At 57.9% G+C, this 21,209-nt stretch carries 24 protein-coding genes and 1 tRNA gene; 12 read left to right on the top strand and 13 right to left on the bottom strand.

Annotated features, from left to right (window positions below):
- Positions 1 to 139: 139 nt before the first annotated feature.
- The 3 genes from IH404_RS08610 to ung form a co-directional block, all read right to left on the bottom strand.
- Positions 140 to 2,074, bottom strand: a complete 1,935-nt coding sequence (locus IH404_RS08610; protein ID WP_194440284.1) for a hypothetical protein — start codon at positions 2,072 to 2,074, stop codon at positions 140 to 142.
- Between the two features lie 262 nt (positions 2,075 to 2,336).
- Positions 2,337 to 4,367 (bottom strand): hypothetical protein, encoded by a 2,031-nt coding sequence (locus IH404_RS08605; RefSeq protein ID WP_194440283.1) that lies wholly within the window; start codon positions 4,365 to 4,367, stop codon positions 2,337 to 2,339.
- Between the two features lie 228 nt (positions 4,368 to 4,595).
- Entirely contained in the window at positions 4,596 to 5,288 is a 693-nt protein-coding gene (gene ung, locus IH404_RS08600; protein ID WP_005785971.1) for a uracil-DNA glycosylase, read from the bottom strand.
- 136 nt (positions 5,289 to 5,424) lie between these two features.
- On the opposite strand from ung, the gene IH404_RS08595 reads away from it, so the two are divergent.
- Positions 5,425 to 6,537, top strand: a complete 1,113-nt coding sequence (locus tag IH404_RS08595; RefSeq protein ID WP_194440282.1) for an enoyl-CoA hydratase/isomerase family protein — start codon at positions 5,425 to 5,427, stop codon at positions 6,535 to 6,537.
- On the opposite strand, the gene IH404_RS08590 is transcribed toward IH404_RS08595, so the two are convergent.
- A complete protein-coding gene (locus IH404_RS08590; protein WP_194440281.1) occupies positions 6,523 to 6,975 on the bottom strand; it encodes a DUF3757 domain-containing protein in 453 nt (150 codons plus the stop codon). The two genes, IH404_RS08595 and IH404_RS08590, sit on opposite strands and share 15 nt — an antisense overlap.
- Before the next feature lie 156 nt (positions 6,976 to 7,131).
- Positions 7,132 to 7,491: a hypothetical protein gene (locus IH404_RS08585; protein ID WP_081883289.1), complete on the bottom strand. Its 360-nt coding sequence runs from the start codon at positions 7,489 to 7,491 to the stop codon at positions 7,132 to 7,134.
- 244 nt (positions 7,492 to 7,735) lie between these two features.
- On the opposite strand from IH404_RS08585, the gene IH404_RS08580 reads away from it, so the two are divergent.
- The 4 genes from IH404_RS08580 (at position 7,736) to IH404_RS08565 (ending at position 10,003) form a co-directional block, all read left to right on the top strand.
- A complete protein-coding gene (locus IH404_RS08580) occupies positions 7,736 to 7,948 on the top strand; it encodes a cysteine-rich CWC family protein (protein WP_005785969.1) in 213 nt (70 codons plus the stop codon).
- The gene (locus tag IH404_RS08575; RefSeq protein ID WP_005785968.1) at positions 7,938 to 8,630 is read left to right on the top strand and encodes a pseudouridine synthase; all 693 of its coding nucleotides are present in this window, start codon (positions 7,938 to 7,940) and stop codon (positions 8,628 to 8,630) included. The genes IH404_RS08580 and IH404_RS08575 overlap by 11 nt, the downstream gene beginning before the upstream one ends.
- A gap of 303 nt (positions 8,631 to 8,933) precedes the next feature.
- Positions 8,934 to 9,818 (top strand): alpha/beta hydrolase, encoded by an 885-nt coding sequence (locus IH404_RS08570; RefSeq protein ID WP_005785967.1) that lies wholly within the window; start codon positions 8,934 to 8,936, stop codon positions 9,816 to 9,818.
- A gap of 111 nt (positions 9,819 to 9,929) precedes the next feature.
- Positions 9,930 to 10,003 (top strand) — tRNA-Gly (locus IH404_RS08565).
- A 94-nt stretch (positions 10,004 to 10,097) separates the two neighbouring features.
- On the opposite strand, the gene IH404_RS08560 is transcribed toward IH404_RS08565, so the two are convergent.
- Positions 10,098 to 11,267 (bottom strand): MFS transporter, encoded by a 1,170-nt coding sequence (locus tag IH404_RS08560; protein WP_005785966.1) that lies wholly within the window; start codon positions 11,265 to 11,267, stop codon positions 10,098 to 10,100.
- Between the two features lie 95 nt (positions 11,268 to 11,362).
- On the opposite strand from IH404_RS08560, the gene IH404_RS08555 reads away from it, so the two are divergent.
- From IH404_RS08555 to IH404_RS08535, 5 genes are all read left to right on the top strand, one after another.
- Positions 11,363 to 12,256 (top strand): LysR family transcriptional regulator, encoded by an 894-nt coding sequence (locus tag IH404_RS08555; protein ID WP_194440280.1) that lies wholly within the window; start codon positions 11,363 to 11,365, stop codon positions 12,254 to 12,256.
- 167 nt (positions 12,257 to 12,423) lie between these two features.
- Positions 12,424 to 12,606 carry a type II toxin-antitoxin system HicA family toxin gene (locus tag IH404_RS08550; RefSeq protein ID WP_003189411.1) on the top strand — a complete coding sequence of 61 codons (183 nt, stop codon included), beginning with the start codon at positions 12,424 to 12,426 and terminating at the stop codon, positions 12,604 to 12,606.
- A 22-nt stretch (positions 12,607 to 12,628) separates the two neighbouring features.
- Positions 12,629 to 13,039, top strand: coding sequence for a type II toxin-antitoxin system HicB family antitoxin (locus IH404_RS08545; RefSeq protein WP_005785962.1), 411 nt, complete (start codon positions 12,629 to 12,631; stop codon positions 13,037 to 13,039).
- Positions 13,040 to 13,178: 139 nt separating this feature from the next.
- On the top strand, positions 13,179 to 13,679 hold the full coding sequence (locus IH404_RS08540; protein ID WP_122735493.1) for a methylated-DNA--[protein]-cysteine S-methyltransferase: 501 nt from the start codon (positions 13,179 to 13,181) through the stop codon (positions 13,677 to 13,679).
- A gap of 101 nt (positions 13,680 to 13,780) precedes the next feature.
- Positions 13,781 to 14,197: a low affinity iron permease family protein gene (locus IH404_RS08535; protein ID WP_005785960.1), complete on the top strand. Its 417-nt coding sequence runs from the start codon at positions 13,781 to 13,783 to the stop codon at positions 14,195 to 14,197.
- A gap of 52 nt (positions 14,198 to 14,249) precedes the next feature.
- On the opposite strand, the gene IH404_RS08530 is transcribed toward IH404_RS08535, so the two are convergent.
- The 4 genes from IH404_RS08530 to IH404_RS08515 form a co-directional block, all read right to left on the bottom strand.
- Positions 14,250 to 14,777, bottom strand: coding sequence for a DUF4142 domain-containing protein (locus IH404_RS08530; RefSeq protein ID WP_005785958.1), 528 nt, complete (start codon positions 14,775 to 14,777; stop codon positions 14,250 to 14,252).
- A gap of 118 nt (positions 14,778 to 14,895) precedes the next feature.
- Positions 14,896 to 15,537 (bottom strand): LysE family translocator, encoded by a 642-nt coding sequence (locus IH404_RS08525; RefSeq protein ID WP_005785956.1) that lies wholly within the window; start codon positions 15,535 to 15,537, stop codon positions 14,896 to 14,898.
- Positions 15,538 to 15,584: 47 nt separating this feature from the next.
- Positions 15,585 to 16,001 (bottom strand): fosfomycin resistance glutathione transferase, encoded by a 417-nt coding sequence (gene fos, locus IH404_RS08520; RefSeq protein WP_194440279.1) that lies wholly within the window; start codon positions 15,999 to 16,001, stop codon positions 15,585 to 15,587.
- Positions 16,002 to 16,016: 15 nt separating this feature from the next.
- On the bottom strand, positions 16,017 to 16,934 hold the full coding sequence (locus IH404_RS08515) for a LysR family transcriptional regulator (protein WP_005785953.1): 918 nt from the start codon (positions 16,932 to 16,934) through the stop codon (positions 16,017 to 16,019).
- 77 nt (positions 16,935 to 17,011) lie between these two features.
- Here IH404_RS08515 and IH404_RS08510 point away from each other — a divergent pair, with 77 nt between their 5' ends.
- The gene (locus tag IH404_RS08510) at positions 17,012 to 17,488 is read left to right on the top strand and encodes a DMT family transporter (protein WP_005785951.1); all 477 of its coding nucleotides are present in this window, start codon (positions 17,012 to 17,014) and stop codon (positions 17,486 to 17,488) included.
- Here the strand turns inward: IH404_RS08510 and IH404_RS08505 are convergent.
- The gene (locus tag IH404_RS08505) at positions 17,460 to 18,134 is read right to left on the bottom strand and encodes an NAD(P)H-binding protein (protein WP_005785949.1); all 675 of its coding nucleotides are present in this window, start codon (positions 18,132 to 18,134) and stop codon (positions 17,460 to 17,462) included. The genes IH404_RS08510 and IH404_RS08505 overlap by 29 nt on opposite strands.
- An 87-nt stretch (positions 18,135 to 18,221) precedes the next feature.
- A complete protein-coding gene (gene yiaY, locus IH404_RS08500; protein ID WP_005785947.1) occupies positions 18,222 to 19,370 on the bottom strand; it encodes an L-threonine dehydrogenase in 1,149 nt (382 codons plus the stop codon).
- A gap of 123 nt (positions 19,371 to 19,493) precedes the next feature.
- Here yiaY and IH404_RS08495 point away from each other — a divergent pair, with 123 nt between their 5' ends.
- A complete protein-coding gene (locus IH404_RS08495; RefSeq protein WP_005785946.1) occupies positions 19,494 to 20,510 on the top strand; it encodes a DUF4917 family protein in 1,017 nt (338 codons plus the stop codon).
- Positions 20,511 to 20,556: 46 nt separating this feature from the next.
- On the opposite strand, the gene IH404_RS08490 is transcribed toward IH404_RS08495, so the two are convergent.
- Positions 20,557 to 21,084 carry an XRE family transcriptional regulator gene (locus IH404_RS08490; protein WP_005785945.1) on the bottom strand — a complete coding sequence of 176 codons (528 nt, stop codon included), beginning with the start codon at positions 21,082 to 21,084 and terminating at the stop codon, positions 20,557 to 20,559.
- Between the last annotated feature and the right edge of the window lie 125 nt (positions 21,085 to 21,209).

Genomic DNA, 21,209 nt, shown 5'->3' with positions numbered 1-21,209 from the left:
GTATCGAAGAGGTTTCCGTTTTCCACGGTGCAGAGACTAATAACGTGAGTTCCCAAAGAGCGTAGGACTTTCCTTAAGGTACAAACTTAATAAAAAAACCCCACCCTCTCAAGCGAGAGGGTGGGGCCCCGACAGTCAATCAAAGCGTACCTTTGACGCGCGACGCACCCGGAACACAATAGCCAGGAATGTTGCCTCCCGAACCAACCAGATCCCAGGCTGCCCTCACCTCGTCGGACCTGCCCCGATCTCCCGTGGAGGGGCGCAGAAGCCTCCAACGCACACCGACGATGCCTCGGCCATTATTGCCTGTGACGTCTTGAAGCCAGACCTTCAAATCCAGCGGGACGGTCAAGCCAAGATTGACATGCTCACTGTTGAGTTCGAATTCAGCGGTCTCTATGGGCGCCCCGACAGGCGCGCCAGGAGCGTTGAACGCGTATCTGAGAGCCTCGATGCGCACTTTGTCGCCAACCACGAGCCCGGGATCCAGAATCTTGACAGGCACACCTAGCCAAGGCTGCCGAGCACAGTTAATGGCATAGGTGAAGTTCGGGTTGCCTGTAATAACGATGGCATTTTCAAAGGTCACAGGCGTCAGGCTACCGATGTTGAAGATCTCCACGACAACATCTTGATTCGGAGAATGCTTATAGTTGATGGCATCCCGAATAACGCAGTGGGTTTCAATGGTGCCGTTGCCCTTGACATCGATAGTGGCCCACGGCACGGTAAAAGGCACCGGAAAATCGGCCGCTTCCACCCCGGTTACCGAGTAAGTCCCAACGACATCCCCCCCATAGACATAGTCAATGAAATCACCCACTTCCAGCCCCGGTGGTAGGGTGAAAGTGACGGTGGCATCGAAGTTGCGATCTTTCTCGAAGAGGCGGTTATCGGGTTTGGGGTCGGGGCCCCCACCGAGCAGAACGGGCTGTGCCAAGTTTGTGTCTACAGGGCCTTCACCAGGGTTTTGCCCACCGGGCTCACGCAGGTCGACATCCACTTGCACCACAGCTGCGTTGTAAGTGGGGCTGCTTTGGCGCTCAATCATGACTTTGATATCCGCCGTATAGAAATTCCCGCCTGCCGCAATAGCTGCAAAACGTGCAGGGATGTCAATTGGGAAAACGGGCATGCCAACAGATTGACGATAGATCTCAATAGTCCCCCATAACACGACCAGGGTGTCGTTCTGCAAATGGCCGGTCAGGCTTTCCAACCGCACCGTTGCGCCGTTACGGGCCTCTGCTTTATCAACCAATGGCGCTTCCAACACACTGACGGGACCAAACACGGGCGCTTCGTTCAGACTCACTTGTACGTAGTTTGGAATAGACAACGTAGTCGTGTTGCCAGACCGATCAGCCAGGTTATATCTCACGTCTATCGAACCTGACCGCTCAAGAATCGTTGCAGTTGGAATATGACCAGTAATGTCGCCTGTCACCGGCACGTCATCCTCGATCGCAACGATATTACTTCCCACAAGTACTCGATAAGTATCACCGCCACGCCGGTCTGCCGGCGTGGGAATGGTGAACTCCAAACCCGGTTTACCCACGAGAAAGGCTGGGGTCAGTTCGGGGCCGTAATCTTCTATTATGACCCTCGAAGGTTGATTGCCATAGTTAGGGTCCTGCGCGTCTACGTAAACCCGATTGATGTTGTAATCAACGTCATTGCCGCTGAGGTTGAGCACATGAACGCTAATGTCTTTGACACCGTTGGTTTGCAAGGCCGACTTGGGGCCCAAATCCACAATTACCGGATCAGGTAAAGTGATAGCTGCGTCGTAGGTCTCAATATGTACCGGCCGGTCATTCACAGAGACGGTGAGTGTATCGAAGTCATTAATAAAGCCGGTACGGTCCCACAGGTCAACCCTTAGACTGAGTCCGCTCAATTGAAGCGCCCTTGGCACCACATTCCGGTGGTTGTCGCCATCAATGGCCGCCAATAAACCAGGGATCGTCGGAGCAGGTAAATATGTGGGATCGGTAACGGGTTCTTCCCACTCTTCCATGGGGCCTACAGGGTCGTGACTAACAGGTTTACTGGATGTGTTGGACATGATTCAAACTCCTCAAAAGAATAAGTATCTGTCCGGGCATAAAACGACGGTAAGACTAAACACCCGGGTGTCATTTTCTAAACGTATACCGACCCTGCAGAGGTCTGAATTGGCAAACCTGCTGGCGTCTCATTCATTTAATGCCATTTCCCTTTAACGCGTAACTGTCAAACTTGACAGTATCCCTTGCGGCTCGACTGTGATGCTCGCAACCACGAGCACCTCCTCCACTACAAGCACATTGCACCCTTCGCCACTACGCCTAATCGTCCGACACGCAAGGCGGTGAGTTGGGCCGAATCAATGTGATGAACACCAACTTACGCTCGGAATACCCCATGCCTGCACCTGCCGGTTTGATGATCTGGTAGCGCGCAACCGCAGAGCCATGCCGAGGGTTGGTTTGCCCTTCTGGTGGCTTGATCAGCCCCGGAAGCAAGATGTATGGGTCAAACGGAACCTGAAAGACATATCCCTCACGGGCTTCTCGGGCCGTCAGCGTATGGCTGAAGGACTTGATGGTGTCAGGAATGACAGCGCCGGCGAAACCATTAGGGTGCGCATAACTGGCCCAGTGCAAAAGCACCTCATCACCGCCGTCCAACAGCGTTGGATCCCCGGGTATTTTAACGCCGGCTCCGTTTACCCAAGGTCGCAGATGGCAGCTGATAAACCCAGCGTCCGGGCCAGGTCCGTAGTTGACTCCGACATACTCAAGGGGTTTGAGCCCAACGATAGGCACCGTATTGATCATTACCGGTGTGTCTGGCGCGCGTTGCCGGTTGACCCCGTTGAAGGTCCAGTAAAAGAAAGGAACCCAACCTGTATCTAAAAGCTCGATGATGTTCCAGTCGACGAACCACTCAATTTCCCGACCCGCGCTATCTCCCGCTTGTACGGTGTAGGTCGCGATGGGCCCGGGAAAGCTCCCTGCCATCAGTTCCAACTTTTGATCAACATCGGGCGCGCCATACAACGAGGTAATCACGCGTACCGGCTTACCCTCGTCGTTGATAGTCAATTGGTTGTCACCATCTACCCCCTTCACTGTCACCACGTCCAGCAATAGGTTGATAGGGTTTGGGTTATTCGGGCTCACCGGCCCGGCAACCGTCAGATCCACAGCAGCAAAGCGGGTGATCGATGGCCTGGAGGGGGCAACGCCTCTCTGCCAACTGTATTCTGCCCTCACAGTCCCGGAAACGAACTCGTAACCGCCGCTGGCCAACACCGAATACGGAATCGGCACCCTGATAGGCCAATCCTGAAAAGCTGAAATAACGATGGGGTCCAGCGGTATAAGATCCCATGACGGTAGGAGACGATCCCCTTCTGTTGAGCCGAGTACTTCGAGGATATTCATATATACCCCGCCTTCAGCACGGGCGTCATTGAGGGTTATACGCCCATCATCCAACTGCGGAATTTCAACCGGACGCAGGTCGGTGGGCGTAGGCGTCAGATTGATTAACAGGGGAGCGGTACGTGATGGGCCCGACTCACGCCCCGAGCGGTCTTTCAAAAAGTACTGAGCGTTGTACTCCCGATTGGCCAGACCGCGAAGAAAAGCGCCCGGGAAATGCACCTCGATGGGCCGAGCCCCATCCTTGTGCGCTTGAACAATGGTGGTGGTGGCAACGATGTCCAAATGGCGTGGACGTTTGCGCAAAGGCTTGAGAAAAGGCAGTGGTATTAAATAAGCCTCCACCACATCCCCCAAACGTATGTCCGGCCATATCAAATCAATAGTAGCTGTCACTCTGTCCAGATTGGCGGGATTATCCAGATATTCATCCGTTACGCCGTCATCTTCGATGACCTGCGGGAGCTGGAAACGCGGACCACGCAAGCCGTTATTTGGCCCGACCTTGTCACTGTCCAATATTGTCGAAAACGAAGGCCCCCCTGGGTTACCACTTGATTCTCTTAATATGACCTCGTAGCGCAATCTATGCAGGCCGGGTACTTCCATGAGATGGGGAGGTACCAGAGAGTCAACGTCAGGCAGGTCGCTAGCATCATAAGGCGCCTCCAGCCTCTTCTCATCAAACATCTCGTCCCCCAAGAACCACTGGACAAGAGTGACATCCCCTGGATCAAGTACATTATTGCCGGGCCACAACGTAGGCACTTCAACCCTCAGCCCTGTGCTTTGAAAAAATACCGGTATTTTATGACCGCGGTCATCTGCCTCAAGGTCTAATACATCAGGTGCAACAGGTGCATCCAGGACCAGCACACCTGCTTTTGTGCCACGACTGGAAGGTGGGTTAAGCGGATCGTACTCAGACATATCGACTCTCCTAGACGACTATCAGGTTGAGGCCCTCGACCACCTAAAGGGTACTGACCCCATCCAAAGATCACGGAGAGTAGTTAAGGCAATTTGCCCCCAAGCGGATACTGTCAGAACTAACAGGTGCTGCGTCCCGTGCAGTTTTGTTCAGCTTGGCCAGAACGATAAAATTCTTTCGAATCATCGAATTGCAGATGTGAGACGGCATAGCACGCCTCGCACGTATCAGACAGGCGGCAACACCCAATCAATCGGTGTCTCACCGCTTTGCTCAAGAAACTTGTTGGCCCGGCTGAAATGCCCACATCCCAGAAACCCGCGATACGCGGACAACGGCGACGGATGCACCGACGTCAGCACCAGATGCTTGGTGGCGTCGATCAGCTTCTGCTTGCTTTGGGCGTGAGCGCCCCACAGCAGAAACACCAGATGGGGCTGATGCTCACTGACCACCTCGATAATCCGATCGGTAAAGAACTGCCAGCCCTTGCCCGCGTGGGCGTTGGCATTCGCCCGCTCTACAGTCATGGTGGTGTTGAGCATCAGCACACCCTGGTCGGCCCAGCTTTGCAGGTAGCCGTGGTTGGGGATGTCGATGTTCAGATCACGCTTGAGTTCTTTATAGATATTGACCAGTGACGGCGGCGCCGGTACGCCAGGTTGCACCGAGAAGCACAGGCCGTGGGCCTGGCCAGGGCCGTGGTAGGGGTCCTGGCCGAGGATCACCACCTTGACCTTGTCCAGAGGGGTGGAGTTAAGGGCGTTGAAAATCAACGGACCGGGCGGGTAGATCTCTTTGCCGGCGGCATGTTCCTGGCGCAGGAACTCGCGCAACTGGGCCATGTAGGGCTTCTCGAACTCATCGCGCAGGGCGTGTTTCCAGCTGGGTTCGAGTTTGATACGGTCGCCATCGGTCATAGTTGAATTGTCTTGTAAAAAAGAATGAGGCGAACCCTAGGAAAGCCGACCCCGCTTGTCAATTGATCTGACACACCCCCGGCACTTTCCCACGAAGGGATCATACTCATCCTTCACCTTCTCGATTGAGGTCACAATGAACCTGCACTTCGAAGAACTGGCCGGCAACGGCGGTGCGCGCATAGGCATCGCCAGCCTGGACGCTCAAAAATCCCTCAACGCCCTCTCCCTGCCCATGATTCTGGCGTTGGCAGAGCGCCTGGATGCCTGGGCCAACGACCCGCAAATCGCCTGTGTGTTGTTGCGCGGCAATGGGCCAAAAGCCTTTTGCGCTGGGGGTGAAGTGCGCAGCCTGGCTCAGGAGTGCCTTGAACAACCCGGCGAAGTACCGGCCCTGGCCGCGCAGTTTTTTGCTGCCGAATATAGCCTCGACTACCGCTTGCATACCTACCCCAAGCCGCTGATTTGCTGGGGCCACGGCTATGTATTGGGCGGTGGTATGGGTCTGTTGCAAAGTGCCTCGGTACGTATTGTTACGCCGAGCAGTCGCCTGGCCATGCCCGAGATCAGCATCGGGTTGTACCCGGATGTAGGTGCCAGCTGGTTTCTGTCTCGCCTGCCGGGCAAGCTCGGTTTGTTCCTGGGCCTTACCGGCGCCCATGTCAACGGCCGCGACGCCCTGGACCTGGGTCTGGCTGACCGCTTCCTGCGTGATGACCAGCAAGATGAGCTGCTTGACGGTTTGCTGCAACTGAACTGGCAGGAACAGGCCGCACTGCAGCTCAACAGTTTGCTCAAGGCCCTTGCCCAGGAAGCGGTCGGCCACCAACCCGAAGCGCAATGGTTGCCGCGCCGTGGGCTGATCGACGAATGGCTGGATGTGGGCGATATACGGTGTGCCTGGCGCGCATTGAGCCTGTTGCGTGATCACAGCGATTCGCTCTTGGCGCGCGCGGGTAAAACCCTCAGTGAAGGCTGCCCGCTGACGGCACACCTGGTGTGGGAGCAGATTCAGCGTGCCCGTCATCTATCGCTGGCACAGGTGTTTCAGATGGAGTACACCATGAGCCTCAATTGCTGCCGTCATCCAGAGTTCGCCGAAGGTGTTCGAGCCCGCTTGATCGACAAGGACCAGACACCTCATTGGCATTGGCCGGATATCAATACCCTTCCGGAAGCGGTGGTGCACGCGCATTTCAACAAGGCATGGGAGGGCAGGAATCCTCTGGCGGACTTATCTGACTACTGACAGGTTTGTTCGCTTGTCGTTGACGTTGAAAGCGCAGTTGTCCGGCTGGCTGTCCGTGCAGGTATATACCGGCAGTGTGAACGCACCGGGCCGCAGCTCCCAATACAAGGTGCTGGTCAATGACATGTTGATAATTTTACTGTCCTTGTAGGGCCTCAGTGCTACCACACCGTCCCAACCGGTGCGGTAGATGCACTTATCCATGTAGCCGTTTTCCCTCTGCTCGTCCTCGCCCGGTATGAAGACCGCGCCGATGAATCCGTCGATAAGGCCCCGATACTTGACCTTCGGGCTTTGCCACCGCAGGCCGTTGTCCTCGACGCGATAATGCCCGTCGACATACGAGACCTGCGCCGGGTAAGGACAGCCTTGCTCCGCTCTGGCCGATGCAACGATGCAGCTCATCAGCAGGAGCACACAAATCAGTTGTTTGAACATAGGGATTCCATCTGCTCAGTTTCACCACGCAAAGCGCAGGGCTTTTCGCTAGTGAAATACAGCTATCGCCTCAAAGATAGCTGTTAAATCTGACAGTACGGACATACGGTACCTATAAAAAACGGCGCTTGATGCGCCGCTTGTTTTTCAAGATATTTAACGATGACCGCCGCGGCCACCTCCGTGATCGGAACCACGCCCATGCCCGCCGTTGCCCCAGCGATTACCCCACCCTTGGTTGGAGTAAGGCCGGTAACCCGCTCTTGGGTAATAACGCGGTGCCGGCTGGTAATAACGCGGCGCCGAATAATAGCGAGGTTGTGGTGCATAGTAGCGAGGCGCTGGGGTGTAATAACTGCGCCCATAGGGAGAATAACGCGGGCCGCCGTAATAATAGGCGGGCGCCGGTGCGGTATAGACTTCGGAGCGATAGTAAGTGGCGCCTCCATCGTAGTAGGGCACACAAGCTGACAAGGTCAGGCCGAGCAAAGCGATAAGCAGCAGTCGTCTATACATGGCGGCCTCCTGGACCGCGGAAGAGCTCCTCCAGCGACGCTGGAGAGCGGCATTCAGCCTTCACTGAATGACGAAATATCTGACATCAAAAACCGAATCTGGTGCGCCTACGACATAAGTAGAAACATCTGTTTCAGACCAAGTGAATGCTCGCCTTCAGGACGCGGCGATGGAACCGGACTCAGCGGCGCTGTATCGTGCAAGGACTTGTGCGCCCCTGCCCGATTCCTGCCTGAACCGACCGATGACCACACCCACCCTTTGCCCTGCCTGCGGCGCTCGCAACGACTGCACCCTGGCCGATCCGCGTACCGCCGACCAGCCCTGCTGGTGCTACAGCGTCACCATCGATCCGGCGGTGCTTGAAGCCTTGCCCGATGAACTGCGCAATAAAGCCTGCCTGTGCCCGCGCTGTGCCCAGGCGGACGAACAGTTGCGTAACCGCAATGCGCGTTGATCGTTTCCTCAGCAACCTGGCGCAGTTCAATCGCCAGCAAGTGCGCCTGCTGCTGGCGGGACGCCGGGTGACCGTCGATGGTGTCGTGATCAGCGACCCTCATCATCCAGTACGCGAATTCAGCCATGTCTGCGTTGACGGTGAAGTACTGCAGGCAGGCAAACCGGCGCGCTATTTCATGCTGCACAAACCCCGGGGCTGCGTGAGTGCCACATCGGACCCGCAACACCCCACTGTCCTGGACCTGCTGGATGTACCGGACAAGGCCGAGCTGCATATCGCCGGTCGCCTGGATTTCAATACCACCGGCCTGATGCTGATTACCAACGACGGCCAGTGGTCGCGGCGCCTGACGCAACCACAGACCAAGTTGCCCAAGGTTTACCGCGTGGAAACCGAGCAGGACATCGGTGCGCAGTACGCGGTGACTTTTGCCGAGGGTGTGTATTTCGCTTTCGAAGACCTCACCACCCAACCTGCCGAACTTGAGTTGCTGGGCCCAAGGACGGCGCGCTTGAGCATCATCGAAGGCCGCTATCACCAAGTGAAGCGGATGTTTGGCCATTTCAACAATAAGGTGACAGGCCTGCATCGCGAGCGGATGGGCCCGCTGGCTCTGGATACAAGCCTGGCGCCGGGCCAATACCGACCATTGACCGACGACGAAATCCGGCAGGTCTGACGACCGTTCGGCCAGCGACGGCAAAAATCCGGCCTTTAAACTTGCGGCCTGCCGGTTGTGCTGCTTGACTCAGGGCTGCGCCACATCATGACTGATGAGTCGCTCCATAATCTCCAAGAAACACCTTGCCTCGCCCGCGCTTGATCTGCGGGCCATCCCGGCAAACCGCCCTTCATAACAATACCCGCCGGCCAGCCGTCATCGGACCGACATGGGCCCTCATTTCCAGGCGTATGCCTACCTGTCACAAAGCTCGTGCAGAGTGATCTGCGCGCACTACCCGCTTGCCAGGAGTCTTACGACATGAGGCCAGAAATCGCTGTGCTGGATATACAGGGTCAGTATCGGGTGTACACGGAGTTCTATCGCGCGGACGCGGCTGAAAAGACCATCGTCCTGGTCAACGGCTCCATGGCGACCACGGCGTCCTTCGCTCAAACCGTGAAAAGCCTGTACCCGCAATTCAATGTGGTTTTGTACGACCAGCCTTACGCCGGCCGTTCCAAAATCCATAACCGCCATGAGCAGATGCTGACAAAGGAAGTTGAGGGCCAGATTCTCCTGGAACTGCTCGATCACTTCGCCGCAGAGCATGTGCTGTCCTTTTCGTGGGGCGGTGCCGCCACGCTGGTTGCGCTTGCACACCGGCCTCGACGTGTGGAAAAAGCCGTGATCAGCTCATTCTCGCCAGTGATCAATGCGCCGATGCGCGATTACCTTGAGCGCGGTGTCGACTACCTCGGCAACCTCGACCGCGACCGCGTCGGCCACCTGGTCAATAGCACCATCGGCAAGCATCTGCCGTCGCTGTTCAAGCGCTTCAACTACCGCCACGTCAGCAACCTGGCCGAGCACGAATATGGGCAGATGCACTTTCACATCAGCCACGTACTCAACAGCGACCGGCTTTGCTACCTCAGGGCGGCCAAACAGATCGACATTCCGGTGTTGTTCTTGAACGGCGAATGGGACGAATACACCAGCGCCGAGGATGCCAGGCTGTTTGGCCAGCATGTGGCCAAGAGCAGCTTCAGCACCATCCAGGCCACGGGGCACTTTCTGGATATGGAGCACAAAGCGGCGTGCCGGGATAGCCGTGAGGCAGTGGTGGGCTTCTTGAAACCAGAGCGACAGGTGAGCCGGCTGCGATATCACCAGGGGCAGACGCAGCATGCAGCTACCCTTTGAAATGGAGACTGGCGACGGTGAACAAGCGCCCTCGCCACACGCAACCCACACATTTTTCAAAGAAAAACTTCAAATTGCAGCGAACATCTGGTACAAAGTCAGCCGCTCTGAGCGGGTATAGTTTAGTGGCAAAACGAAAGCTTCCCAAGCTTTAGTTGAGGGTTCGATTCCCTCTACCCGCTCCACTTGAATGCGGCACCTGCGTCAGGCTAAATCTGGCGAAGGATGCATGGAAACCGGTCCCTGGTGACCGGTTTTTTTATGCCTGGGATTTGAGGTTCAAGAACGTTGTGCACTGACCAGCTCGGAGTTGACAGGCTTCCAGCCCACCAACGCGATCAACAGGGTCAGCAGTTGCAAACCGATGATCAGCCCCACACACCCGGCCCAGCCCCAGCGCTCCCAAATCAGCGCCGGCACGATAGCTCCGCAGCTACCGCCCAGGTAGTAACAGGTCAGGTAGACCCCCACTGCTCTTGCCTTGCTGTCGCCAGCGTTGGCGGTGATGAAGGCATTGGCAGCGGCTTGGGCGAGGAACACGCCGGTGGAGCTGAAGGCCAGACCTACCACGATGCACCACAGGGAAGGCACCAGGGTCAGGGCCGAACCACAAACGCCCAGCACCGCAGCGATGCTCAGCAATTGGGCCTGTGGGCGGGCTTTGCTGAGGCGGCCGGCGATGGGTATCACGATCAGCGCCAACAGAAATACCGTGTACAGCGCTCCCAAGGCCGCAGGCCCGAGGTTGAAAGGCGGTAGGCCAAGGTACAAACCTGCGTAGGTGAAGGCGGCGACCTGTGAAAATAACACGCAAAAACCTACGGCATACGCGGCCATCAGCGGCGTGCGTAAAGCACCTGACCAAGCCGCCTTGGCCGGCTTCGCCCGCGGGCGATTGGCGGGCAGCAGAAACTGGATGAAACCGCCCACCATCACGCTCAACACGGCCAGCCACTCAAACGCTTCGCGCCAGCCCACGTACTCGGTCACCACCCCAGTGACGAACCGGCCGGCGAACCCACCCAGCACGGTACCCGCCACATACAGGCTGGTGACTTCAGTCACCGTGCCACCGCTCCAGCGATCGCCGATGTAAGCCACGCTCGTGGCGAACACTATGGGGATCAGCATGCCCTCGACAAAGCGCCAAACCAACACTTCAGCAAAGCTGTCAGCATAGGCCGTCATCAACGCCGGCCCCGCCAGCAACAGCGCCGCCAGGCTTATCACCGTGCGTTGCTCGAAGTACCGGGTCAGGTGGCTGACGAATGGCGCAGTGATCGCCACCGCCAGCGTGGTTACGGTAATGCTCCAGCCCGCAGCCTTGGCGCTGATGCCGAACTGCGCCGCAAACACCTGCAGGATGCTCTGGGTGGCGTAGAGGTTGAGGAATGCGGCGCAGCCACACAGGAACAGGGCAAGGCGGGCACAATGCAGACGCGGTTTCATGAAACCTCTCGTTTTATTTTGTGCGGCCTTTATAGAATGGCCGGCGTGCCTTTAACCAATACCGAATTCCGACCGATTGATACCCAAGGATCAGGATGCTCGACCTACGCAAGCTGCGTTACTTTCTGACGGTCGCTGAAGAACTGCACTTCGGCCGTGCTGCACTTCGCCTGCATCTGGCCCAGCCGCCGCTGACTCGGCAGATTTCTGCGCTGGAGGCAGAATTGGGGTTCAAGCTGTTTGACCGCACCAGCCGCACGGTCACCCTCACCGCTCAGGGGCGTTCGTTCCTGCCCTATGCCCGCGGTGTGTTGGAGCAAGTAGAACTGGCGCAAGTGATCGCGCGTAAATTGGCCTCCGGCACTGCGGGCCAACTGGCACTGGGATATGCCAGCTCAATCGCGCTGTCGGACCTGTTCAGCCAGGCGATCCAGGCATTCGCCCAGCGCTTTCCCGATGTGCAGTTGACCCTGGTGGAATGCGCATCCGGCAGCCTGGGTGCCCAGGTGGCGGACGGACGCCTGGATATCGGCTTGAGCCGCCTGATGCCGCAAAGCGCCGATGTCCAGGCGTTATCGCTGGGTGAGGAGCGATTGGTGGCCGCCGTCTCCAGCGACAGCCCATTGGCCAGCCAAACGATGCTCGGCGTGGCCCAACTCAGCACTTATCCGCTGATTCTGTTTCCGGCCGATTACGGGTCTGGCTTGAACCAGTCCATCGAGCAACTTTACCGACACCACGGCCAGCCCCTGCGCCCTGGGCCGACCGGGCGACAGATCACGTCGATCATTGCCTTGGTGGCGGCCGGGCAAGGCGTTGCGCTGGTCCCGGAATGTACCCAGAGCTTGATGAACAAAAGCGTGACGTATCGACCGCTGCAGGAAGTGGATGCATGTGCGCAGTTGTTGGTACTTACCCCGACATCAGGAAGAGGCGTATTGGTGGATGCATTTATTGGTGTACTTGAACAGGTATTACACATCCGGTAATACCGCGAAAAATCCCGCAATACGTCTCGGCGGCGCCATTCCAGCGCCGCCATACACTTCCTTCAACCGCTACCGAAATACCGGACATCGACCATCGGTAGGTAGAGTGTTGATAATTTTTTTTCAGTAGTTATAGTCACCACCAACACACACCACAAGGAGGTGATGTGGATAGCCGCTATTTGATAGGTCACATCGTTGCAGACGGTTGGTATCTGGTGCGCATCAGGGGCAGTCATCATCACTTCAAGCACCCGACAAAGCCCGGTCTGGTCACGATTCCTCATCCAAAAAAGGACCTGCTGGATAAAACCGCCAAGAGCATTTTGAAACAGGCTCTGCTGAGTTAACCGTCCCTGGAGGGCAACACACATGCTTTATCCCATCGCAATTTCAACGGGCGACGAGGACCACGCCTGGGGCGTGGAAGTCCCGGATATTCCCGGGTGCTATTCCGCCGGCGATGACCTGGACGACGCCATGGCCATGGCCCGCGAAGCCATCGAGGGGCACTTCGAGATCCTTGCAGAAGATGGCGCGCCGATCCCCTGCGCGCAGAAAGTCACCTTGCACGCCGCCAACCCACAGTACGCAGGCTGCACCTGGGCGGTGGTAGACATCGACGTCACCAAGTACCTGGGCAAGGCGCAAAAACTCAACATCACCCTGCCGGGGTATCTGTTGAATCGCATCGATGACTATGTACTGAATCACCCGGAAGAAAAAAGCCGCTCGGGGTTTCTGGCGTCCGCGGCACTCAAGGTATTGCAACAGGATCGATAATCGCGGCGAAGCAAAACCGAAGGGTTTACCGGAACGTTCAGCTGACGAGAATTTGACCGCAAGAAACGTAGTTTCCAGACCCGCTGGCGGAACTAGAGTAGCGTCATGCCCATTAAACGCCTGTTCGAGGAGCCCGCTCATGACTTACCAATTCAAGCTCATGCCTTCCCCTGTCGGTGAACTGACCCTGGTGGCGCGCAACGGCAAACTGAGCGCCATTTTATGGGAAGTGGAACGCGCAAACCGTGTGCGCCTGGGTGAATTGGTCGAGGCCAATGACAGCCCGATATTGCTGGAAACCCAACGCCAGTTAACGGAGTACTTTGCCGGATCGCGCAATCGGTTTGAGCTGGAGCTGGATTTCGCCGGTACCGATTTTCAGAAACAGGTTTGGCGGGCTCTGCTGACAATTCCCTTCGGCGAAACGCGCAGCTACAGCCAGATTGCCCAACAGATCGGCAACCCCAAGGCTGTACGCGCAGTCGGTGCGGCGAATGGGCGTAATCCGATCTCGATTGTCGCCCCCTGCCACCGGGTGATTGGTGCATCAGGCGGGCTGACCGGATTTGCCGGGGGGTTGCAGGCCAAGCAGTATTTGCTGGCACTGGAAGGCGCAGGTCAGGCAGAGCTGGCGTTCTGACTTAGGCGGCGACTGAACCGTTTACCGAGATATTTGTTAAAAGAAATTTCAAAGAACTGCTGTGGTCAATTATTCATCACCTCTTCACACAGGAAACGGTAATGAAATTCTCCACGGTCTCGCAAACCCTGTCCCGCTGGGCAGGCAGCCCCCGAACCTTCTACACAGCCGTCGCACTGATCCTGATATGGAGCCTGAGCGGGCCCTATTTCCACTACAACGACACCTGGCAACTGATCATCAATACCTCGACGACCATTATCACGTTCCTGATGGTGTTCCTGATCCAGAACACGCAAAACCGCGACAACGATATCCTGCATATCAAGATTGATGAGCTGCTGCGCGTATCCAAGGATGCGCAGAATGCCGTGCTCAGCCTCGATGGCCTGGACCGCAAGGAACTGGAAAAGCTGCGCCAGGAATACCGCGACATTGGCAACACCAGCAGCCTGAGTTTGAACAACGGTTGCACCGACAACGTGGCGCCGACCAAGACGGACCTGAATCAGGCATAGAAAACGGCGGTTGGGTAGGCCCCCACCGCCGATTTCATTTCACGCTACGGTCTCAACCGTCGCCTTGATGACCCTTGCCATAGGTTGATGCCAGGGCACGGGCTTTTTGCAGACGCTCTTCGAGCTTGGGCAGCGTCTCATCCACCAGCGCTTTTATCTCCGGCACATCCGACGCGGCACCTTCTTTCTTGAACAGGGCGATGGCGTCTTCGTTTTCCTTGACCTGCTGTGCGGTATAGGCAGCGTCAAAGGAGTCACCGTCCTTGAGTTCGGGCATCAGGGTTTCGGCCTTATCGACGATCTTCTCCCGTGGCGCGACCGGCAAATCGAGCTTCTTGGCGATGGCTGCCAAGTGCTGGTTGGCCAGGGTGCGCTCGTTGATGACCTCAATGGTGTAGTCCTTGATCTCTTGGGACGAGGTCTTGGCGTGGGCCATGCGACTGGTTTCGATATCGGCCATACCTTTGGCCGAAGCCTGCTCGATAAATTCAGCAGGCGACTGGGCGAAAGCATTGCTGGCGCCGAGGCCCAGCAGCATCGCGAAACTGGCGGTGCGTAACCGGATAGCCATGCGGCTCATGATGGGTTCCTCCAGAGCAAAAATAGGTACGGGGATCTACACCCGCCCTGGATTCGAATTTTCAGAGCCGCAAAGGTTTAGAAAAAACTTATCAGTGCGACGAACGGTTGTCGTCATTTCATGCCGGCTTGCTTGCAAACAAGCCCGGCAATGCATGCGCCAGGGCATTAATGGCAAAGCCGATGAACATCACGCCGCAGAGCTTGGTGATCAGGATTTCATGGCGTTGATACACCGTGCGCACTCGTTGGGCACCGACCACGCCGATCAAAATCCCATAGGCCAACAGGCCGCCCACAAAGCTCACGAAGATCAGCGACGGCAGCATCGACCACGTCAACAACTCGGCACGGCTGGACAGCAACGCGGTGAAAGTCGCCACGGCAACCGGATAGGCTTTGGGGTTGGTCAAGCCGAACACAATGCCATGCCAGAACGGGTGCCGCGCCGCGCCCTGGGGGGCATCGCCGTTGCGGCGCTGGGTACGGATCGCACGCCAGCCGAGCCAGAACAGATACACACCGCTGAGTACGCCCAATACATCAAACGCACTGCTGCCCACTTCTCGCGCACCGACGATGGCAATCAGCGCAGTACTGCACCACACCACATCACCGAGCAAATGCCCGCACAAAAAACCCGCTCCGGCACGCCGGCCACGCGCAGCACCGATGCCGAACACGGCCAAAACACCTGGGCCAGGTGTAATACCGTAGATAAAACCCGAAGCAAGGACGGCGAGCAGCAAGGATGGGGTCATGAATAGACGCTCTGACGGATTCTTGAAGGTGATTGATTCTGCATGTTTCACTGCGCTGGGTAAAACTTCATTCCTGCGTAAGGCTTGGCGCGACAAGCTTGCAGGCGCGAGGCCAGATCACCGACATGAACCTCCAGCTTGTGGCCGTCGGGATCGAGGAAATAAAACGACGCGCCTTCACTGCGGTTGTCACGCCACTCCTGCACGCCGGCGGCCCGCAGGCGTTCGACCAACGCGGTGAAATCAGCGGCATCGACGGTGAAGGCATAGTGGGTGTAATCCATTGCTGCAGTGATCGAGCGCACCGGATCCAGCGACAGACACAGCCAAAGCCCGGGCAAGGACAGGTAAGCACCGTTGTCCCAAGTGGCATCGAGTTGAACACGCAGCAGATCGTGATAAAAACTGACGCTGCGCGGCACGTCGGTGACGGCCAGGGTCAGGTGGTTGAAGCCGGTTAGCATTTAGGTTTTCTCTTATTATCGGTGACCATCGGACAATACACCGCGCACCCGCCCAATCAACCACTGCAACCCAGAATCACCACCCCGCCGCACATGCCAGGCCAGCTCAAAAGCAAACGAGGGAATATGAAACGGCGGTGGCACGGTCAGCAAATGTTGATGGTCGATATTCAGTAAACCCCGGGACGACACCGTCAAAATCAGGTCCGTGCCCTCGATCAACTGTGGCGCCACGCCCCAGTGCGGCAGGCTGATTGCCACATGCCGCCGTTCACGTATCGCAGTCAGTGCCCGTTCGATTTCCGGGGTACCGCTGCCGCGCATCTCCAACAGCACATGTGGGCGCGACAGGTAAGTCGGCAGGTCCAGCGCACCGCTGGGTGCAAGGCTGTGGCGGTCGACCAGGCAGGTGTAATGCTCTTCGAACAATGGCGTCGTACACAGTTCGGCGGGCATGTCGGGGAATACGCCCGCCGCCAGGTCGAGATCGCCATTAAGCACGCCGTCAACCATGCCTTCGCGGCTGGCCTGGATGATCTGCAGGTCGATGCCCGGCGCTTCACTGCGCAGGACGCGGACCAATCCTGGTAGGAGGATCGCTGCGCTGTAGTCTGACATTGCCACGCGAAAGCGGCGCTTGGCCGAGGTGGGGTCAAAACGATTCGGCGCCAATAATGCCTGCACCTGGCCCAGCGCTTCGGCCAATGGCGCTGCCAACTCCAGAGCCCGAGCCGTGGGCACCAGCGCGCCGCCCTGACGCACCAACAGCGGATCGCCAAGCATATCGCGCAGCCGCGCCAACGCGTGGCTCACCGCCGGCTGGCTCAGGTGCAGGCGCTCGGCGGCGCGGGTCACGTGTTGCTCGCTGAGCAAGGCGTCGAGGATCACCAGCAGGTTAAGGTCGATGCGGCGTAGATCATTCATCAGCTGCATGGTCTGTATAAGAACTTGGAATTTAAATCTGCGCGACGAATAGCCTAGAGTCCAGCGAAACTTCTGGGAGCATGGAGATGAGCGCGTTGCATTGGATGGGTTTGTTAGCGCTGGCGGTGATCGCCGGAGCCGTGGTGCCGTTTCAAAGTGCAATCAACGCTAATCTTGGGCGCGGCCTCGGCCATCCATTGTGGGCCACCTTGGCGTCGTTGCTGGTGAGTATCATCGTGCTGCTGCCAGTGATTATCGCTTTGCGTCTGCCCTTGCCGAGCCTGACATTTATCACCAAGGCACCGTTGTGGATGTGGGCCGGTGGCGCCTTCGGCGTCTGTTTTATTTCACTGGCGTTGATGCTGCTGCCCAAACTCGGCGCGTCAGGGTTTATTGCGTTGGCGATGGCCGGGCAGATTCTCGCCTCGTTGCTGCTCGACCATTTCGGCCTGTTCGGCCTGGTGCAACGCCAACTGACAACGCCGCGGGTGTTGGGCGCGTTGCTGCTGATCGGCGGCGTGGCATTGATCCAGTTCAGTGGCGCTCAGCCGCCAGGCGATTGATCTGGGCCTGCTCTACCACCGGCTGCGGCGCGCCCAGGCTCGCAGCCTGTAACATTGCCCGGCCGACAGTCTCGGTGCTCACCACCCAAGCCGGTTTTACCCGCCGCACAAACGAAAGCACCGGCCCCAGCACGCTATAGAAAGCTTGATACAAGGGCGTCTTTGAGCGCACGCCGTGCAACGGCTGAATGATCCCCGGACGGAACAGGTACACCGCCTTGAACGGCAGGCGCAGCAAGGCGTTTTCCGTCTTGCCCTTGACCCGCGCCCACATTGATTGGCCCGTCTCGGAACTGTCCGTGCCAGCGCCGGACACGTAGATAAAGGTCATCTGCGGATTAAGCCGCGCCAGGGTACTGGCAGCCACCAGGGTCAGGTCATAGGTGAGGTGGGTGTACCGGGCTTCGTTCATGCCTGCCGACGAGACACCGAGGCAAAAGAAACACGCATCAAAACCTTGCAGCAGGTTCTCCAGGGGCTGGAAGTCGAGCATGTCGCTGTGCAGCACCTGATGCAGTTTGCCGTGTTGCTGGGTCAGGGGCGTGCGGCCGACGGCGACCACTTCCTGCACATCTGCCGCCAGCAGGCACTCGCGCAGCACGCCCTGGCCGACCATGCCGGTGGCGCCGAATAACAGAACTCTCATTAGGGAACCTCAGCGGCACGCCGCAAGCTTGCTCAAGTAGAACGCGTTGAGCGTGTAGCTTAACGCCTGCCGCCTGAGGCTGCCCTATCAAAACGCGCTACGAAATATCTCCTCAATCTGACGCTGATCCGCCCGACGTGGATTGGTCAGCCCGCACGCGTCCTTCAGCGCGTTGGCGGCCAGCACTGGGATGTCCTGCAACTTGGCACCCAGCTCGCGCAGGCCGGCGGGGATTTCCACGTCCTGGGACAGTCGGCGGATTGCCGCAATCGCGGCCTGGGCGCCCTCCTCCACGGTGATGCCCTTGATGTCCGCGCCGAGGGCGCGGGCCACGTCGCTCAGGCGCTTGGCACTGACGCTGGCGTTGAAGCTTTGTACGTGGGGCAGGAGCACGGCGTTGCAGACGCCATGGGGCAAGTCGTACAGACCACCCAGTTGGTGAGCCATGGCATGCACAAATCCCAGGGACGCGTTGTTGAATGCCATGCCAGCGAGGAACTGCGCATAAGCCATGTTTTCCCGTGCGGCCATGTCGTTGCCGTCGCGCACCGCCAGGCGCAGGTTGGCACTGATCAGCTCGATGGCCTTGATCGCACAGGCGTCGGTGATCGGTGTGGCGGCGGTGGACACGTAGGCTTCGATGGCGTGGGTCAGCGCATCCATCCCCGTGGCGGCGGTGAGGCCCTTGGGCATACCGACCATCAGCGCCGGGTCGTTGACCGATAGCAGCGGCGTGACGTTGCGATCGACGATGGCCATTTTCACGTGACGGGTTTCGTCGGTGATGATGCAAAACCGCGTCATCTCGCTGGCAGTGCCGGCGGTGGTGTTGATGGCGACCAGCGGCAGTTGCGGCTTGCTCGACTGATCGACGCCTTCATAGTCGCCGATGCGTCCGCCGTTGGTGGCGCACAAGGCGATGCCCTTGGCGCAGTCATGGGGCGAGCCGCCGCCCAGGGACACCACGAAATCGCAGGCCGTCTGTTGCAACAGCGCCAGCCCCTTCTCGACGTTTTCCACCGTGGGGTTGGGCTTGGCGCCGTCGTAGATCACCGAGTCGATATCCTGCATCGCCAGCTTCTCGGCGATCATGCTGGCCACACCGGCTTTGGCCAGGCCGGCGTCGGTAACGATCAAGGCTTTACGAAAGCCGTAGGCGCGAATAGCGGTCATGGCTTCGTCGAGGCAGTCGCTGCCCATGATGTTGACGGCGGGGATGAAAAATGTGCTGCTCATGGTCGATCCTCAGAGGCTTTATGCCGACAGAATCCACCGGTACTGCATAGCGCATCTTGATCAGGATCAACGCCGGCTCGTGATAAAGTCACCCTCCAGCCGATTTCGAGTAGACCCGCCGCAATGAAGGATTTCCAGGATATTGACGCCCACCTTGAAGATTGGAGCGCCCTGCGCGACGCCATCGACTTCAACGGGATTCTGATCGGCAACGGCGCCAGCCGCACGATCTGGGAAGACTTTGCCTACGACTCGCTGTTTGAAAACGCCCGCACCGTTGAAGAAAAACCCCTAAGCCAATCCGAACTCAGCGTGTTCGATGCCCTGCAAACCCGCAGTTTCGAGCAAGCCCTGGGCGCCTTGAAAACCACCAGCCGGGTCAACAAGGCCCTGGCGGTCAGTTCGGCGGCGCCGCGTAATCGCTATTACGCGATCAAGGAAGCGTTGATCAACACCATTCACACCGTACACATCCCCTGGCGACTGGTGCAGCCATCGACCCTGGCGACGATCAACAATGAGTTGGCACGCTACGCCACCGTCTTCACCAGCAATTACGATTTGCTCAACTACTGGGCAATCCTGCACACGCCCGGGATCGACGACCTGTTCCGCAGCGCCGATTCAAGCTTCGACCTGCGCAATACCCACACCGACACCACGCGCATTCTCTACCTGCACGGCGGCCTGCATCTGGTGCGCAACCTTGATGGCACAGCGCGAAAACTGCCGTCCACCGACAGCACCTTGCTCAGCAGTTTCGCGATCAACAACACGATCAAGACGCTGGACGATGTGCCGCTGTTCGTCAGTGAAGGCAAGGTGGAGGAAAAGCTCAAGAGCATTCGCAGTTCGGATTATCTGTCGTTCTGTTATGAGCAGTTGCTGAGCCATGAAGGCGCGTTGTGCATTTTCGGGCATGACTTGGGGCCGCAGGATAAACACCTGGCGGATGCGATTCGCCAGGCCGGTATCACCACCCTGGCGATCTCGGTTTCGGGGCGCACTGACGGCTTTATTCGTCAGCAGAAGCAGCGGTATTCGCAGCTGTTCGAAGGTACAGGAGCGCAACTGAAATTCTTCGCGGCGCGCACGCATCCGCTGGGTAACCCGGCGCTTTCGGTGCCGGTCGAACACTGAGCAAGCCCGCCCCCACATTTGATTGCATTTCAAATCGGGATCAGCGTCATTCCTCAGCGCTGTGCACCACCACCAGCAACTGCGCCTGCACCTCTCCCACCGAGCGAATCCGGTGGGGTTTCTGCGCATTGAAATGCAGCGCATCGCCGCGCTCCAACAGCACCCGCTCGCTCATGAAATCCACTTCCACCTGGCCTTCATGCACGAACAGAAACTCTTCCCCCAAATGCTCCTTGAAGGTCTTGTCGGTGAACTCCGCCGGCGGGTAGATGATGAACGGCAACAGGCTGCGCTCGCTCACCTGATGGGCAAGTACCGCATAACCCGGTGACGTGTCGGGCCGTTCATGGCTGCGCACCAGGCTGTAGCTGTCGAGGCTGACGTTGCCTTCGCTGAACAGCTCTTCGACTTTCACGTTCAGCGCCTTGGCCAGTTTCAGCGCAGCAGCAATGGACGGCGTGTTGAGCCCACGCTCCACTTTCGACAGGTAACTCTTGGTCATCCCGGACTTTTCGGCCAGGGCCTCCAGGGTTACGCCAAGTTTTTTTCTCAGTAATTTCAAACGGATAGACATTTGCTGCGGTTAATCCATGCAGAAAGCGATGAGCCGTGCTTGCCAATGACACAAAGTGTCATATAGCATCTTTAGTGTCATTTGCAGTCACCCAACGACCTTGCGAGCAGCGGGCGAGCAGCAAA

This window comes from Pseudomonas sp. OST1909 (genome assembly GCF_015277575.1).
In the GTDB taxonomy this organism is placed as follows: domain Bacteria; phylum Pseudomonadota; class Gammaproteobacteria; order Pseudomonadales; family Pseudomonadaceae; genus Aquipseudomonas; species Aquipseudomonas synxantha_A.
The sequence above is the reverse complement of the archived record's forward strand: the minus strand, read 5'-3'. Positions and strand labels throughout refer to the sequence as shown.